The following is a 16,379-nucleotide window of genomic DNA, read 5'->3' as shown; positions in this document are numbered from 1 at the left end:
CTCCCCCGCCCCCGATCATGGGGGCATGAAAACACAAAGCCTTCAAACAAAGCCCCGCGTCGCCGCCTGCGCTCTTCGAGTGCAGATCACTGACGACAAGACGCGCCTGATGCCTGCTGGCACCTTTCACGTACCGCGTGGGGCTGCAATAGGCTCTGGCCCCTGGTATCTGTCTGCCGATGCTGCCCAGGCGATTATCCGCTTGGCCGCTGCGCGCAGCACCGACATCGTCATCGATTACGAACACCAAACCTTGTACGCCGAGAAGAACGGCCTGCCTGCACCAGCGGCAGGCTGGGTCGACCCGCGCTCGCTCGAATGGCGTGACGATGGCTTGTATGGATCAGTGGCCTGGACGGCCACGGCCAGCGCTCAGGTGACTGAAGGCCCCAATGGCGAGCCACCAGCTTACCGCTATCTCTCCCCCGTTTTCCCCTACGACGCCAACGGTGTGCCGCTCGATCTGCTGCACCTGGCGTTAACAAACACCCCCGCCATTGATGAGGGCGCGGCGCAGCTGGCCGCCGCTCGGATGGCGATTGCCCATGACGTCACTGACGACGCCCAGGAGATCGACACCGTGAAACGTGAACAACTGATTGCCACGCTCGGCTTGGCCACCGATGCAACCGACGAACAGATCGACACCGCCATCGCCGCACTGAAAGCCGCCAAGGCAGATGCCGACGCCTTCCGCACCGCGTTGGGTGCCAAAGACGACGCGAAGCCAGCGGAAGCCGTAGCAGCGCTCACAGCGACTAGTGCAGCCGCTACCCCGGACATGACGCAGTTTGTGCCCGTAGCCGTGTACCAAGAAACCACTCAGCAGCTTGCGGCCCTGAAAGCCAACAGCAACACCGCTGAACTGGAAGCGCTCATCACCGAAGGCCTTAACGATGGCCGTATTGCCGGTAAAGCCACCGCCGATTGGCTGCGCACGCAAGGCCTAGCGGCCTGCAAGGCACACATTGAAGGTGCCCCAAGCATCGCCGCACTAAAAGCCACACAAACTCAGGGCAAGCCCCCGGAGGGCATCGAGACCAAAGGCGACGGCAAGCTGACTGACGCCGAGCTGGCGGTGTGCAAGAGCATTGGCCTAACGCCCGAGCAGTACCGCGCCGCCAACCCCGCGTAACGACGGCACCCACTCATTCCGCAAGAGGATATCACCGTGGCTCTTAGCAAAAACCGCAATACGCCGTACCGCCATAACACCAGCCGTAGCTATCCCTTAGCAGCCAGTGCCGTGGTATTTGCAGGCGGCATCGTGGCTCTGGCCGCCAGTGGCTTTGTGGCGGCGGGCGCTACCGCGACCGGCTTGGTGGCCGTTGGCGTCGCGACCCACTACCAAGACAACACTGCTGGCGGTGCAGGTGACCAGCACGTCGATGTGAAGATCGGCTGCTTTGCCTTCGACAACTCCGCTGCGGCAGACGAAATCACCGCCGCTGATGTTGGCAAGCCCTGCTACCTAGTGGACGACCACACAGTGGCCAAAACCGATGGCGAGGCGACCCGCTCCCTTGCCGGAATCATCGACGGCGTAGACGACTTTGGCGTGTGGGTGCTGATTGACCCCACCTCTGGCGTCTACCTGTAACGCCCTACTAACGGCCCGCTTGGCCCAAGAGGATAGCAACCATGGATTTGAATAACGCCAACCTGAACGCCCTGTTCAAGGCCTACCGGGCCAACTTCCAGCAAGGCTTTAACTCTGTCGGCGACGCGGGCAGCGTTTACGAACAGTTCTGCACAGTCGTGAACAGCACCACCGCTGTGGAAGTGTACCCATGGCTCAAAGCCTTGCCGCGTATGCGTGAGTGGCTGGGTGATCGAGTCATCCACGGCCTGGAAGGCGCGGACTTCTCGATCAGGAACCGCAAGTTCGAGCTGACTGCTGGCGTGCCTCGCGACAGTATCGAAGACGACACCTACGGCCTGTATGCACCGGTGTACGAAGAGTTTGGTCGCTCCAGCCGCCAGCACCCCAATGAAATCGCCGTTGAGGTACTGGCCGCCAACCCAATCTGCTACGACGGCAAGCGCCTGTTTGCCAATGACCATCCGGTGCTGGATGCCAAAAACAAGCTGGTCGGCGTTTCCAATGATATGGGCGGTAATGGCGCGGCTTGGTACGTCATGGACTTAACCCGCGCCATCAAGCCGATGGTGTTCCAGAAGCGCCGTGATTATGACTTCCGCGCCCTGACCAATTTGAACGACACCCAAGTCTTCATGACCGACAACTTCCTCATGGGCGTAGACGCCCGAGTGAATGCCGGTGCAGGCCTGTGGCAACTGGTGGTGCGCTCTAACCAGCCGTTCAACGCAGAGAACTACGAGCTGGCTCGCAAAAAGCTTCAGGAATTGAAGGGCGACCATGAGCGGCCACTGGCCCTGCGCCATAGCCACACCATGGTGCCGAGCAACATGGAAGGCCCCGCACGGCGCGTTCTCACCAACGCCATGAATGAAGCAGGCGCGACCAACGAATGGGCTAACACCTCACAGCTCATCATGAACCCCTGGCTGCCCAGCGCAGCGGCATAACGGAGCACTAACCCATGCCGTACTGCACCCAGGCCGACCTGGTCGAGCGCTTTGGCGAGGATGAGCTGCTCGCCATCGCCCGCGATGAAACGGGCATGGCCATTGATAACGCCGCCGTCGACCGCGCCTGCGACGACGCCTCTGGCGAGATCGACGGCTACGTGAGTGCCGCGGGCTACCCCGTACCGCTGTCGCCCGTGCCGCGCATCGTCACCGCCTACGCCTGCGACATCGCCCGTTACCGGCTGTACGACGAACACGCGACCGACCAGGTGCAGAAGCGCTACGACGACGCGGTGAAGTTTTTGCGCTCCGTATCACGCGGCGAAGTGAAGCTGGGTATCTCGACCGGCCAAGGGAGTAGCAGTGCAGGCAGCGTGCAAATGAACTCAAGTCGTCGTGTGTTCTCCGGCGGCGGTTTTTAGGAGATGGCAATGAGTGCCAAACAGACCACCAAAGCAGCGCCCGAAAGCGCTGAAAAGAAAGCCCCGCCGGTACCGCGCAAAGACGTACGGGTGCGGGTGAAAACGAAAGCCACCGGTGCCAAACGCACCAACAGCGGGGTGATCTTCACGAACGAGTGGAAGTACCTGACGCTGGACGACAAAGGCAGCGCCTACAAAGCCATCAGCGACGACCCCGCGCTGACCGTAGAGCTAGCCCCACCGCCTGCTAAGCCAGCGGCTGACGAACCAGGCAAAGAGGCCAAGTAATGCTCTCGCTCATCCCGTGGCTCGACCGTTTAAACGCCCTGGAAGGGCTGCCCAGCGTGAAGCTGGCCGCCGATGTTGAAGCGGCCAAGAACAAGGTGGGCCTGCCCAACATGATGCTGGTGCTAGGGCGCGAGACGGTGAGCCACGGGGCAATGAGCAACCAGGCACGGCACCGGGTGAAAACCGAAGTGCTCCTGGTCACGGGTATTAAACGCATGAACGCGCCGCTCGGCCCGGTGGCGACATCAGGCGACGACGAACTGGCTAGGCTGCGGCAGCCCGCGCTGAACGGCTTGATCAACTGGCTGCCAGCTGGCTGCGACATCCCCGTGAAATGGCATCGCGGCCAGCTGCTGGCGCTGGAAAGCCACGCCCTGTTTTGGGCTGACGTGTTTACCACCGAATACTTTTGGCCACTTGAGGAGACTTCACCGTGAGCCTAAAAACGAACCGCCGGGCGATGCTGTTCGCCCTAGAGTCGGACTACAACGACGGCACCACCTTGCCTGATTCAGCTACTGATGCCGTGTTAACCCGTGAGATCACCGTTACCCCGCTCAGCGGTAACGACATCGAACGTAACTTTGTGCGCCCGTATTACGGCAATAGCCCGCGTGCCGCTGGGGAGAAGCACGTAGAGGTGCAGGTGGAAGTCGAGCTATGCACTAGCGGCACCGCTGGCACGGCTCCGCCGTGGGGCAAGATGCTGCGCTGCTGCGGCTTTTCGGAAGTCATCGATAACACCGTCGATAACGAAAGCGTGACCTACGCACCGGTATCGGAGAACGAAGACAGCGGCGTGTTCTTCGCCCATGTCGATGGCAACCTGCACAAAAGCCGTGGGGTACATGGCACGGCGGCCTTCACGGTCAACGCTGAGAGTATTCCTGTTGTTCGTTTCACGCTGCGAGGCCTGTTGAGTCCCGTCACCCCAGAACAACTCCCCGCCGTCACACTCAGCCAGTGGAACGCTGCCTTAGCGGTCAACACCCTCAACACCGAGCCGCTGACCTTCATGGGGGCCACCGTACCGTTCAATCAGTTCTCGCTGGATATGAGTGGCGAGGTGGTTCACAAGAAGATCGTCGGCTCCAACGACATTCAGATCACCGGGCGCGCACCGTCTGGCCAGCTGATCATTGAAGACCCTGGCGTAGGGGTGAAGAACTACTTCGAGGTCTCACAAAACGCTGAGACAGGTGCGCTCACGCTCACGCACGGCAAGACCGCAGGCCAGATCATCGAAATCAGCATGCCGAAAGTGGGTATCGAATCGCCCACGTACTCCGACCAGGACGGCACCCAGATGCTGACCATGAACTACCGGCCCGAGCCGGTCGACGGTAACGACGAAGTCACCATCGTCGTCAAGTAACCCACAAGCACCGCTGCGTAAGCGGCGGTTAAACCGCAGTTAATCAGGAGTAATACCGTGTTCAAACTCAATACCAACCGCTCGTATACCTATCCCGTCTCGTTGACCATTTACGACGAAGCAGGCAAAGAGCAGACCGGAAAATTCACGGCCAAGTTCAAAGCACTGCCGCAGGACAAGCTGCGTGAAATGCCCGCCGACTCGCTGCTGCTTGATCATGTACTGATTGGTGTGAGCGAACTGGAGGTACCGGGTGAAGACGGCCAGCCGCTACAGGGTGAAGCACTGCTGCACGCCGTGAAAAACGACCCCGCCGCGAGCACCGCACTGGTCACGGCTTACCAAGAGAGCGTCTCAAAAAAGAACCGTGGGCGAATCTAGTCGAGGCTGGCATTCATTGGGCTGAAGCCAATACGGAACAGCCCAACTTGGTCACGGATGACCTCGCCGCGCTGGGCATTACGTTGGGCGGCGAGCTAGCCGAAGAAGCCGAAGCCGCTGCCGCCGAGCCGGATCTCTTCGAGGTACTGCCAGAGAACTGGGACGCCGTGCAGCTGTTCCAGCGCTGCGGCAGGCAGTGGCGCTACAAAGGCTTAGACGAAGTGGAAGGCCTGGATCTTACGCCCCTTATCAGTTTGCTCAGCATCTACCGACTGCCCCAGGAAACGATGATTGAGCGCATCGACCAGGTTCAGTTGATCGAGCTGGGCGCACTACAAGTACTGCAGAAGAAACCCGCAACTAAACGTTAGAAGGACACACCGTGGCGAACAATCTAACGCTTAGCGTCACCCTCACTGGCGATGGCCGCCAGCTCTCCGGCACGCTCCGCGATGCCCAGAACGACGTGCGGGAATTTGGCACCACTACCGAGCGGGAAAGCCGCAAGGCCGATACCGCGCTCACGGCACCGGGCCGTAGCGCGGTGACGGTCTCAGACCACCTACGCACCACGCAGCGCGAAGCCCGCGCCTTTGGCACCGAAGCCACCCAGGGCGGGCGTGAAGCCACCCAGGCGCTTAGCCAAACCAGCCAGCAAGTACAAACCACCAACAGCCACTTCAACCTGCTGCGAACAACGGTGGGCCTTGCCCTGGGCGCGTTCTCCGTCCGCCAGCTCGCGGGCATGACCGATGGCTGGTCAGACATGCGATCGGTCGTCGGTGCGGCCATCGGCGACATGAGCGCGGCGGGCGACATGATGGAGCGCATCACCGATATCGCCAATGCCTCCTATGCCCCGCTGGAACAGACCGCCCGCACCTACGCCAGCAACGTCTCAGCCCTGCGCGATCTGGGCCGCACAGCCGCCGACACAGCGGATTACACCGAATCGCTCAACCACATGCTGGTGCTGACTGCAACGCGTGGCCAGCAGGCCGAGGCTGTGCAAAATGCCCTGTCCCGCGCCATGGCCGTCGGCAGGCTGCAAGCCGATGGGCTGGAGACGGTGCTGGCCAATGGCGGTGAGGTAGCCCAGGCATTGGCCGATCAACTGGGCGTCACCGTCAGCCAACTGCGAGGGCTCGCCTCTGAAGGCCGGATAACCGGCGATGTAATCGCCAGCGCCCTGATCAACTCCCTGGACGACGTGCGCGAACGCGCCGGTGAAATGCCCGCCACCATTGAAGATGGTTTTGTACGCATCGGCACCTCCGCCACGCGCCTGGTCGGCGAGCTTGACCAGGCCATGGGCGCGTCGGAAGGCGTCGCGGGCATCCTGATCGGTGCCGCCGACCTGATGAACGCCGCCATTGACCCGCTGGTCGATAACATCGACAACATCCAGTTCGCCGCCACCGCCGTGGCCGCTTTGCTGGCGGGCCGTTACGTGGGGGCCATTGCCACCAGCCAGGCCGCCCTGGCGGCGAAAACGGCGGTGGTGGCCACCACCACCGGCGCGATCAATCTTCTAACCGGGGCCACTACCCGGCAAGCGGCAGCCGCGACGGCCATGGCCGGTGCTACTCGCGTGGCTGCCGGGGCGCTAGCACTTATCGGCGGCCCGCTGGGGGCTGCCGTCGTTGCGGGCGGTGCTATCTACTATTTTCGCGATGAGCTGGGGTTAACTGGCGACGCGGCCTACCAGACCACCCTTGACGTTGATGGCCTGACCAGCTCGTTTCATCTGTTGACAAAGGCGCAGCAAGAAAACCGTCGTGCATCCATCGTCGGCGACTTAATCGAGATGCGTCTTGAAGCGGGCCGCCTCGGTAATGAGTTGGTCGAGGTTTCACGCCTAGTGCGGCAATCAGGCCAGCTTACGCCCGAAGGTGGTGCGCTACCGATTGCTACGGCGGAAGACATTGCGCGTGGCCGAGAGCTGCGGCATGAACTGAACCAACTCCTTTCCGACATTGAGGGCGGTACTGAGATACTGAGCCAGTATGACCAAATAATGGAGGAACTGGGCGAAACCACGAGAAAAACTGAAACAAGTACCCGGACGCTCGCCGACACGAATGCAGTAGCTACTAAAGCCGCTGATGAACTCACTCGCGCCACCAACGCCCAAGCCACGGCCATCGAGAACCTGCGCAATCGGCTGGTGCCTCACCGCAGGCAAACCCTCCAGCTCGCCCAGGACCAGAACACCCTCAACCTGGCATTCGCCATGGGCCGCATCACGGCCAGCGAATACCTCTACCTAATCGGCTCTCTGCAAACGGCGTATATAGACGCCCAAAACGACGCCGATGACCTGGCCACCAGCACCACCAACGCCCTCTACACCATGGAAGGCGCGATGGAGGAGCTGCGCGTTAATGGTCTACGGCGGTTAGACGACGGCTTTGCCGATCTATGGCTGGGTGCCGTCGACGGCAGCCGCAGCGCCACTGACACCATCCGCCGCATGTGGGATCAAACCCTCGCCGAGCTGCTGCACATGGCCATCACTCGGCCTATCACCGTGCAGTTAGCAGCGAGTATGGGCCTTGCTGGCGGTGCCGGTGGCCAGCAGGCGGGTGGCTTTGGCATCAGCCCCGGCAGCGTGGGCAACATGTGGAACGCCTTGCAGGGCGGTTTAGGCGGGATTCAGTGGGGTGGCGTGCCCACCGGCTACTCAGGCGGCTGGGCAGGCAGCGCAACGGCAGGCATGGGGGCCAGTGGCGGTACCAGCTTCATGGGCGGCAGCCTGCGCAACTTCTCCGGCGTGCAGGGCCTCGCGGGCCTGGGCGCTGGTTTCGCAGGTAACTACCTCGGTGGCCAACTGTTCGGCCAAGGCAAGCACTCCAACACGTTGGGCACCCTCGGTGGGCTGGCTGGCACCTACTTTGGCGGACCTATCGGTGCCTTTATCGGGTCCGGACTCGGCTCTGCCCTGGGCGGGCTGTTCGGTGGCCGCCGCTGGAATGAAACCGGCTCGGGCGTGAACCTGGGCGTGTCGGGTGGCGACATCACAGGCAACCAGTTTAGCGACCAACACAGCTCCGGCGGCTGGTTCCGCTCCAGCAAGCGCCGCACCCAAACCAGCGCCCTCGACGGCGAGTTTGCCAGCGCCTTGCAGGAGGTCTACGACGCCACCGAGCAGTCACTAGCCGCCACTATCGAAGTGCTGGGCTTCCAGTCATCCGCCCTGGTGGGCTTCACCACCGGCCTTACCCGCATTGATACCAAAGGCCTTAGCGCCGAAGACGCAGAAGCGAAGATCCAGGAATGGCTGGGCAACACCCTCAACGCCCTGGCCATTCGCTCTGTCGGCGACGTCAGCCAGTACGCCCTGGGCGGCGAGACGACGATCGACACCCTGGAGCGCCTCGCCGGTGCCCTCAGCACGCTCAACCCCATCCTGGAGCAACTGCACGGCTCAACACTGGCTGCATCGCTTGCCGGTGGCAGCGCCGCCAGCCACTTGGCCGACTTGGCAGGCGGCATCGATGCGTTCAGCGCCCGAGCCGACTACTACTATCAGAACGTCCTCACCGAAACCGAACGCCAAGAGCGTGCGATGTCGGCAGCAGCGCAAGCGATCGGCGCGTTCACCGCTCGCACCGGCCAGGTGATCAACAGCACCGATGCGCTACGCGACCTAGTCGACGGTATCGACCTCACCACGGCTTCCGGGCGCGAGCTATACAACGAAGCCATGAACTTGGCACCGGCCCTGGTCGAGATCGAGCGTGGGCTAGAACGTGTTGGCCAACGCTTTGACCAGATGCTTCAAGAAGCAGAATCGGCGCTAGCAAGCGCCGAGCAGCAAGCTCGCCGCGCCTGGCAAGCGTTCGATCAACAGCAGTTCGGCATGCAGCTTGAACTGCTGGCATTGATGGGCGACGCCGAAGGCGCACTGGCCCTGGAACGCGAGCGTGAGCTGGCGTCTATCGATGAAAGCCTGCGCCCCATGCGTGAACGCATTTGGGCCATGCAGGATGAGGCAGAAGCCCAGCAGCGGGCAACCCAGGCAGCCCAGGGCTACATCCGCGAACTGACCCGCGTGCGTGACCAACTGAGCCAGCAATTAGGCAGCATTGGCAACTGGCTAGACAAGCAGATGGCGACCAGCAGCACGCCCCAAATCAATCTGGCGACCGCACAAGAGCAATTCGCTCGGCAGCTGGTACGCGCAGAGAACGGCGACCGCGACGCGCTCCAGAGCATCACGCAGTACGCCCAGCAAGTACTCGACGCCAATCGTGACTTCAATGCTTCAAGCCCCGCTGGCCAGCGCATCGAGCAAGACGTTTTTTCAGCGCTGAAGGATCTGCCCAAGGCGCTGAGCGATGCCGAGTTTATCGTCGAGGGCTTCCGGGGCATCGTCACCGATGAAATGGCACGCGAGATCGAACGCGCGATTTTCGCCTCGCAGTACACCATTGATGCGCTGATTGATTTTGCCGCCGATGCCTCAGCCCTGCCGCAGGATCTGCGTACTATTTTGGGCGAACAAGCCCACCGGCTCGACTCTACGCTGAATTACCTGCTCGGCGAAATCCAGCTGGATAGCGAGCTACGCCAGTTAGCGTTGGCGTCATCGAACAACCTGGTAGCGACGGTCGACTACATCGCCCGCCGCCAGCTCAGCGACGGCGACAAGCGCCTGGCACTCGCCAGCAGCAACACCATGAGCGCGGTGATTGACTACGTGGTGCGCTCAGAGCTGGACCGCGAGAACAAGCGGCTGGCGCTTGAAACATCCAACGCGTACAGCGCGATGATCAACATGATCCTTGGGCGCGATATCACTGCAGACGACCGCACACTGGCCCTCGATAGCGCCAACCGCTACACCACGCTGGTGGACTATGTTGTGCGTGCCGAGCTAACGGGCGGCAACCGCCGTCTCGCGCTGAGCAGCCTCAACGAATATCAAACCCTCATCGACTACGCGACCCGTGCCGACGTGAGCAGCGATGACCGGAAACTAGCGCTCACCAGTGGCAATCGCTACTTGAGCACTCTTGATTACATCGTTGGTAAGGATATTGACGATGGCAGTAAAGAGATCGCCCTTGCGTCGTCGAATCGCTACATCACAACCGTCAACATCGTGCTCGGCAGCAACATCAACAGCGCGGATCGTCGCCTCGCGCTCGACAGCACAAACCGCTATGACGCGGTGATTCGTTACGTTGTCGATGCCCCTATCACGGGTGGTGATCGACGCCTGGCGCTCTCAGCAGGTCAGCAGTACGAAGCCCTCATCGGTTACTACGTCAACCGTGACATTAGCCAGGCTGACCGCACGCTGGCCCTTAATAGCGCGAACCGCTACCTTGCAAACGTCGAGTTCATCGTCGGTCGTGATATCAGCAGCAGCGACAGACGCCTGGCGCTCAACAGCAATAACCGCTACGTCAGCACCATCGACCAGTTGATCGGCAAACAGGTCACAGGTGGCGACCGCAGGCTCGCGCTGAACTCCACGAACGCGTATTTAACCACCGTGGATGCAGTGCTGAAACGCGGTATCCCCGCTGACGTGCGCACATTTGGCCTCGCTAACTCCAACGCGATCATGACGACGGTCGATGGCATCCTTGCCTCGGGTATGTCCGGCGATGTCCGCACGTTGGCACTCACGAGCAGCAATCGGTTCGTGACCACGTTAGAAGCCGCGCTAAAAGATGGCCGCATCACGGGCGACGAGCGCAAGCTGCTGGATGCACGCTCAGAAGACGTCATCAAAACGCTGAAAACCAGCGGCTCGCTGAACCTCACGCAAGACGAATGGGCTGTGATCAACGCCGCTTCCGGCACGCAACGTTTGCAGCTGCTCGCCGATGTGGCCTTTGGCCGGACGGATCTCGACCATTTAAAGGACATCGACGACAACACACGGTCGCTTGAAGAGCGGGCGCTTGAGCAGCTCACCTCTTTAAATGGGCTCGTTTCTGAGATGTCGCGCACGACCGACCAATTTGTCGATTTGAACAGCACCATGATCAGCCTGCGCGAATCCATCAACACCCTCGGCGTTGCACAAAATGAGATAGCCCGCATCGAGCAAGAGCGCGTCGCGGCACAGAAAGCCGAGCAAATGCGTGTAGACGCGGGCCGCGTGCAATCCAAAATCGACGAGTTCTATACCCTGGCCGAGTCAACGGGTCGCAATGCCAACGACAACGTAGACCGCTACCGCACGTATAACTGGATTGATGGCGATCAAGGCTCGTTTGTCGACCGCATCGACGGATGGACATATCAGAGCCAGATGGCAGCGTGGACGGCTCGACGTTTAGAGCTAGCAGCAGGCAGAGAAAACGAACTGGAGCGCATGCGCCGGGAATACCGCTCCCTAACCGGAGAGCTGGCACCGTTCGCCAACGGCGGCTGGACAGGCCCCGGCGGCAAGTGGGACCCGGCAGGCATCGTGCACGCTGAAGAGTTCGTCGTACGTAGCGAAGTCGTCAAGCAGCCAGGCGTTCGCGGCATGCTCGAAGCGCTCAACAGTGGGCAAGCGGTGGGCTCAACACCAACACTGCGTGCCGCTCCACTGCCCAGTTACCCACTGCTGGGCAACAGCGACATCGTGGAAACCCTGCGCGATCTCAAGCGCGAGGTCGCAGAGCTGCGCCGCGACAACGCCCGCTTGCAGGGCGAGAGCAATAAGCACCTGGCTGCAGCCAACAACCAGCGCGGAGCCGCTGCCACGCAGCAGATCGCCGCCACCGAGCGCGGCAACAAGATGCTGAAAAAGATGGAAGACGACAAGCGGTTAGAGGCGGCGAAACGATGACCTGGACGCTCACCCTTCAAGCCCGCGACGAAGAGAACCAACCGCAAACGCTCCGGTTTTCATTGGGCCGCTTTATGGATGCGGAAGACAACTTCTACGACCCGCGCATTATGCAGCCGGGCTTGTATGAAGCGGGGCTGTACGCTGGCCAGCTACTCCAGCAAAGCCGCAGCGGCTACGGTGAAACAACGCTGATCAACACCGACGGCGAGCTGGACTATCTAGCCGACTATGCCGTGGACGGTCGCGAGATGGTGCTGGCACTCGATGGCGTGCCGCAAGTCATCGGTACGGTGGCACGCCTGGCGTTTTCAGATGACGAGGTGTCAGTCGTACTGCGCGACCCCCTGGAGCCGCTACGCTCGCCGCATCCGATGCAGACTTACGCGGGTGATAACGTGCTGCCAAACGGACTGGAAGGTACCCAAGACGACATCGCTGGCGAACCCAAGCCGCTGGTGTTCGGTGAAGTGCGTAATGCCCAGCCGGTGCTGGTCAATACCGCGCTGCTGATCTACCAAGTATCGTCACTCGCAGACTGCACAATTCAAGCCGTTTACGACAAAGGTGTGGCGCTCGACAACGGCGGTGCATACACAAGCCTGGCGCAGCTGCAAAGCACCGCACCGATTGAGGGCACCTTCCGGGCTTTTCAGGGGTATGTGCGCCTTGGCGATAACGCCACGGGCACGCTAACGGTCGATGCCACGCAAGCAGACCCACGCGCCGGGGCCGTTGCCCAAGCGCTGGCCACCGCACGCGGCTACACCTTACATGCAAGCGATGTGACCGCGCTTAACGCCTACGGCGCGGTGCGCTTCTATATCACGTCACAAACCAACACTCTTGAGTTGCTCGACCGTATTGCAGAGAGCATTGGCGGCTGGCTGGCCGTACAAGCGGATCAAGTGCTGCGTTTAGGCGAGTGGGAGGAGCCCGAGCCCAGTAACGCTGCGATTCGCGACTACGCCATTCAAACCGTCAGTCGCAGTGCCACCGGCGCAGGCCCCGGCGGGCTGCCAGTGTGGCGCGTCAACATTGACTGCGACCGCATCGAAACAGTGCAGCCAGACCTGCAAAGCAACGTTTCTGAGGCCCGCCGCGCACGCTTGGCGCGGCAGACTCGCCGCGTGGTCGCAACAGATGAAGCGGTGCGCGAACGTCACCCGCTCGCCGGTGAACTCACGATCAATAGCGTGCTTGCAAGCTACAGCCAAAGCGAGGCAGTGGCCGCCCGCGTACTGGCCCTATTGGGCGTCCGCCGCGATACCGTCACCGTGGAAGCCACAGAAGCACTACTGCCGACGGTAGGCGGAAATCTCACGCTCTTCACCCCACGCCAGGGCTACGGCGCAGGGCGAGCGATGCGCGTGACAGGCTTCAGGCTCAACGCCCAAACCGACGAAATCACTTTGAACCTGTGGGGCTAACCATGGCACTTGATCCCAACAAAATCGCGCTGTGCTGGCCCAACTACATCGATGACGCTGTCGTTAGCGGTGGTAGCTGGGTCAGCACCTTGCCGCTAACGCACGTTCAAGATGACCGTACCTCAGTCGTCGCTAAAACCACTTCGTTAGACCCAGCGGCCACGCAGTTTTCAATCACGCTACCCAAGCGCGAGCGCCTGCAAGTGCTCGCAATTTATGCGCATAACCTGAGCGCTACAGCGACGATCAGGGTGCGCGTCTACCGAGACGCAGGCCAAACCGATCTGATCGACGACACAGGCTGGCAAAACGTCTGGCCCGTGCTGTATGGGTTGGATGATGTGATATGGGGAAACGATAATTTCTGGAACCGCCGTCTCTCAGAAGATGACCGAACCAAGTACACACCACTAGTCCCGGTGCTATTTGAGGAGCGACTGCTGGGCACCAGCCTACACGTCGAGCTGCTCGATACCTCAAACCCTGACGGGGCGATCATGCTGGGCCGCGTCATGCCCGCCGACGTCTGGCAGCCCATCAAGAACCTCGACTGGAACGTCAGCCACGGCTATGACACCGGCACCCAAATCACCCGCGCTGGCGACCCCAAACGCACCGGCTACGCTCGACGCGTCACGCCCAAACGCACCGTGCAATTCCAGCTATCAAACCTCACGGAAGATGAAGCGTTTCTGCGTCTGCACAGGCTACAACGCACGCAAGACATCGTCGGCGAGATCCTCTACCTCTGGTCGCCGAGACCGTCACCCACGAATTTTGCGCGGGCAATGATTGCCCAGCAAACCGAACTCAACGACATCACACACCCCTACCACGCGAACTACGAGCACGCGATGTCACTATTGGAGATCCTATAAAAATGGCCTCAGTTACGTTTCCGGTCGCACTAGGTGGCGACGGCAAGACTTACACCGATGATGCTGATCCAGATACTGGGCTGGATGGCCTGGGGTATATCACCCGACTTGTACCGCTGTTCAAAAATGGCCTCGCCATGACTGCGTACACAGCTCAATATGCTGCCAAAATCGATGCAGCAGCGGCTAATGCTGATCGGGCGGAGGATGCGAAAAGGTACGTTGAGGCAGTGGCAGAGGCGTACAAAGTCAACCTGCTGGACGCTTACCGTGACCGGATCACTTTGGGTGCTGATTTTAAAGCGGGGCGGTATACGCGGGATGATGGGGCGCGGTTAGATACGGGCGTCGCATCCGATGTGTTTACAACAACGGGAACTGCGCCAATTTGGACGCAAGGGCCAGGTGGGAATTTAGTTGTTTCGCCCGCAGGGGTGGTTAGGGAGTGGCGCAGCGGAAAACCTGAGGGACTGTTGATCACAGGCAGCTACCAAAATTTAATCCCAAACCCAAATTCACGTGTTAATTTGGGGTCAAAACTACGTCTAGTGAGTGAGTCAGTAAGCAGAATTGACTCTTTCGGTGAAGAAAAGTCGCTAACAAGAGTGTATAGCTCGGAAACGGGCGAGTCTTATATGTTTCAAACGCTGGGTGAAGTAACGACTGGGGGTGCTTGGACGTTTGCAATTGACGCTGTTGCTGACGGCCTCGACACGCTGATTTTTGCTGTTAGAGGTGTCGACGGAATATTTTATTACGGTTGTAAAGTGAACATTGTTAATGGCGAAGTTTACCCCGATGTTGGTTTGCTTAACATCCAGACTCCAAGCAACGGCGTTAACGTCGAGGTTCTTGCGGATGGGGTGGTGAGAATCTCCTTCAGTCACGTTTATGAAGAGGGCGGTGTGGCAGCCCGATTGCTAATAGGCTTGGGTGATGGTGGTGCAACATCAACGCCAGCCGACCCAAGCTCGGGCGTGATTCTTTCTGGCTTGTCGTTGTATCGAGAGCTAGGTGTGATGCCGCCGAATCAGGACGTTGGAGCGCCCGTCACAGTATCCGGCAGACGAGTTTATGCTGATCTAGAACGAACGGACCAAGGCACTGTTTTTCTGGAGTTCAACAACCGTTTCTCAAGCGGTTCTGCCGCGTTTATTGCCAGCATCGGGTTGTCCTCAAACAACTACATAGGAATCGGTTACTCAGTCGGCTCTTTGCAAATTGGCAGCATTTTCTTTGTCGTAGACGGCGTTAACTATGCGGGGGTGCTGCCCGAATCGATGAGGGCGGGTTACAACGAGCGCTGCAAAATGTGCGTGTCATGGAGCGCGGGCGGCGATTTGATAGTTTCGGTAAACGGGCAAAGTGTGATTATGGGTACACTGCCTGACGACTTATCGCAGATCGAGCCCCACTTTGAATTGGGCGGACGAGGAAGCGTTTTTAGAGTAAAGCGGTGCAATTATTACCAAGCCTTTTCGCTTCCATACCCGGTTTCACAATCCGTCATGCAGGAGCTAACAGCACTATGAACATGATCGACGCTATCCTGCATCTCCCCGCCAACGCTGATCTGCCGGACACACTCACAGACGAGAATGGCACACCCGAACTCAGAGACCCGCAAACAGCTAACCAAGCAGGCGACCGCATCCACTACGTCCGTTTCACAGCTGATCAGCTTAACGATTGGCGTCCACACGTCACTGTCCTAGCAGAAACCCCATACACCGGCCTCGGTACCTCTGATCGCCTATATCAGCAGATCCAGGCAAGTCCCGACGCACTAGCCCTCTACGAATCGGTCTACGACACAAGCCCAAGAGAAATAGACGACGGCGAAGGCGGCACCACAACGTACGTCCCGCCCTTCAAGTTCGGCATGCTCGCAGAGAGCATGATGCCCGTGCCTGAGTCTGTAACAAGCAGGCAAGGCATGGAGCAGCTCATACGCAGCGGTCTAGACGAGCAAGTAGACGACGCCATCAACGGCATCGCCGACCCAGTAGAGCGCAAACTGGCCCGGAACTGGCTAGACAAAGCAAGCATCTGGGAGCGCAACAACCCCCAGCTGCTAGCAATCGGCAACGCGCTAGGGCTATCAACACAAGACGTCGACAGCCTCTTTATTCAAGCGGCGACGTTGTAGATCAGTAGAAGAGGAGTGACCACCAACGGTGCGGACACACCGAAGGTGGCCACCAACAAGCAGATCAAGCCTGCAAGTCGGCCAAGACTCCCCTGCCTCGCGAGGCA

Annotated in this window: 14 protein-coding genes; all 14 read left to right on the top strand. The window is 60.1% G+C overall.

The annotated features are described in order from the left end of the window. Nucleotides 1–25: 25 nt before the first annotated feature. From LG409_RS02645 to LG409_RS02580, 14 genes are read left to right on the top strand one after another with little or no spacing between them, the layout of a single operon-like run. Nucleotides 26–1,135: a phage protease gene (locus tag LG409_RS02645; protein WP_227407550.1), complete on the top strand. Its 1,110-nt coding sequence runs from the start codon at nucleotides 26–28 to the stop codon at nucleotides 1,133–1,135. Nucleotides 1,136–1,171: 36 nt separating this feature from the next. Further along, entirely contained in the window at nucleotides 1,172–1,600 is a 429-nt protein-coding gene (locus LG409_RS02640) for a hypothetical protein (protein ID WP_227407549.1), read from the top strand. A gap of 41 nt (nucleotides 1,601–1,641) precedes the next feature. After that, nucleotides 1,642–2,550: a Mu-like prophage major head subunit gpT family protein gene (locus LG409_RS02635; RefSeq protein ID WP_227407548.1), complete on the top strand. Its 909-nt coding sequence runs from the start codon at nucleotides 1,642–1,644 to the stop codon at nucleotides 2,548–2,550. Nucleotides 2,551–2,564: 14 nt separating this feature from the next. Next, nucleotides 2,565–2,975: a gp436 family protein gene (locus tag LG409_RS02630; RefSeq protein ID WP_227407547.1), complete on the top strand. Its 411-nt coding sequence runs from the start codon at nucleotides 2,565–2,567 to the stop codon at nucleotides 2,973–2,975. Between the two features lie 9 nt (nucleotides 2,976–2,984). Then, nucleotides 2,985–3,263 carry a hypothetical protein gene (locus LG409_RS02625; RefSeq protein WP_227407546.1) on the top strand — a complete coding sequence of 93 codons (279 nt, stop codon included), beginning with the start codon at nucleotides 2,985–2,987 and terminating at the stop codon, nucleotides 3,261–3,263. Further along, entirely contained in the window at nucleotides 3,263–3,700 is a 438-nt protein-coding gene (locus LG409_RS02620; protein ID WP_227407545.1) for a phage tail terminator protein, read from the top strand. Before LG409_RS02625 ends, LG409_RS02620 begins: the two co-directional genes overlap by 1 nt. Beyond that, the gene (locus tag LG409_RS02615; RefSeq protein ID WP_227407544.1) at nucleotides 3,697–4,638 is read left to right on the top strand and encodes a phage tail tube protein; all 942 of its coding nucleotides are present in this window, start codon (nucleotides 3,697–3,699) and stop codon (nucleotides 4,636–4,638) included. Before LG409_RS02620 ends, LG409_RS02615 begins: the two co-directional genes overlap by 4 nt. Before the next feature lie 57 nt (nucleotides 4,639–4,695). Then, nucleotides 4,696–5,019, top strand: coding sequence for a hypothetical protein (locus tag LG409_RS02610; RefSeq protein WP_227407543.1), 324 nt, complete (start codon nucleotides 4,696–4,698; stop codon nucleotides 5,017–5,019). A 47-nt stretch (nucleotides 5,020–5,066) separates the two neighbouring features. Continuing rightward, nucleotides 5,067–5,390: a DUF1799 domain-containing protein gene (locus tag LG409_RS02605; protein WP_227407542.1), complete on the top strand. Its 324-nt coding sequence runs from the start codon at nucleotides 5,067–5,069 to the stop codon at nucleotides 5,388–5,390. Between the two features lie 11 nt (nucleotides 5,391–5,401). Beyond that, complete coding sequence (locus LG409_RS02600) at nucleotides 5,402–11,815, top strand: tape measure protein (RefSeq protein ID WP_227407541.1); 6,414 nt, start codon at nucleotides 5,402–5,404, stop codon at nucleotides 11,813–11,815. Continuing rightward, nucleotides 11,812–13,245 (top strand): hypothetical protein, encoded by a 1,434-nt coding sequence (locus LG409_RS02595; protein ID WP_227407540.1) that lies wholly within the window; start codon nucleotides 11,812–11,814, stop codon nucleotides 13,243–13,245. Before LG409_RS02600 ends, LG409_RS02595 begins: the two co-directional genes overlap by 4 nt. 2 nt (nucleotides 13,246–13,247) lie before the next feature. Next, nucleotides 13,248–14,123 carry a hypothetical protein gene (locus LG409_RS02590; RefSeq protein ID WP_227407539.1) on the top strand — a complete coding sequence of 292 codons (876 nt, stop codon included), beginning with the start codon at nucleotides 13,248–13,250 and terminating at the stop codon, nucleotides 14,121–14,123. Nucleotides 14,124–14,125: 2 nt separating this feature from the next. After that, nucleotides 14,126–15,655 (top strand): hypothetical protein, encoded by a 1,530-nt coding sequence (locus LG409_RS02585; protein ID WP_227407538.1) that lies wholly within the window; start codon nucleotides 14,126–14,128, stop codon nucleotides 15,653–15,655. After that, on the top strand, nucleotides 15,652–16,272 hold the full coding sequence (locus tag LG409_RS02580; RefSeq protein ID WP_227407537.1) for a hypothetical protein: 621 nt from the start codon (nucleotides 15,652–15,654) through the stop codon (nucleotides 16,270–16,272). The genes LG409_RS02585 and LG409_RS02580 overlap by 4 nt, the downstream gene beginning before the upstream one ends. The last annotated feature ends 107 nt before the right edge of the window (nucleotides 16,273–16,379 follow it).

This window comes from Halomonas sp. NyZ770, from assembly GCF_020616575.1.
GTDB lineage: Bacteria > Pseudomonadota > Gammaproteobacteria > Pseudomonadales > Halomonadaceae > Vreelandella > Vreelandella hamiltonii.
The sequence above is the reverse complement of the archived record's forward strand: the minus strand, read 5'-3'. Positions and strand labels throughout refer to the sequence as shown.

Coding starts and splice junctions, on each gene's coding strand:
- LG409_RS02645 (WP_227407550.1), top strand. CDS start 26: ATGAAAACACAAAGCCTTCAAACAAAGCCCCGCGTCGCCGCCTGCGCT.
- LG409_RS02635 (WP_227407548.1), top strand. CDS start 1,642: ATGGATTTGAATAACGCCAACCTGAACGCCCTGTTCAAGGCCTACCGG.
- LG409_RS02630 (WP_227407547.1), top strand. CDS start 2,565: ATGCCGTACTGCACCCAGGCCGACCTGGTCGAGCGCTTTGGCGAGGAT.
- LG409_RS02625 (WP_227407546.1), top strand. CDS start 2,985: ATGAGTGCCAAACAGACCACCAAAGCAGCGCCCGAAAGCGCTGAAAAG.
- LG409_RS02620 (WP_227407545.1), top strand. CDS start 3,263: ATGCTCTCGCTCATCCCGTGGCTCGACCGTTTAAACGCCCTGGAAGGG.
- LG409_RS02595 (WP_227407540.1), top strand. CDS start 11,812: ATGACCTGGACGCTCACCCTTCAAGCCCGCGACGAAGAGAACCAACCG.
- LG409_RS02590 (WP_227407539.1), top strand. CDS start 13,248: ATGGCACTTGATCCCAACAAAATCGCGCTGTGCTGGCCCAACTACATC.
- LG409_RS02585 (WP_227407538.1), top strand. CDS start 14,126: ATGGCCTCAGTTACGTTTCCGGTCGCACTAGGTGGCGACGGCAAGACT.
- LG409_RS02580 (WP_227407537.1), top strand. CDS start 15,652: ATGAACATGATCGACGCTATCCTGCATCTCCCCGCCAACGCTGATCTG.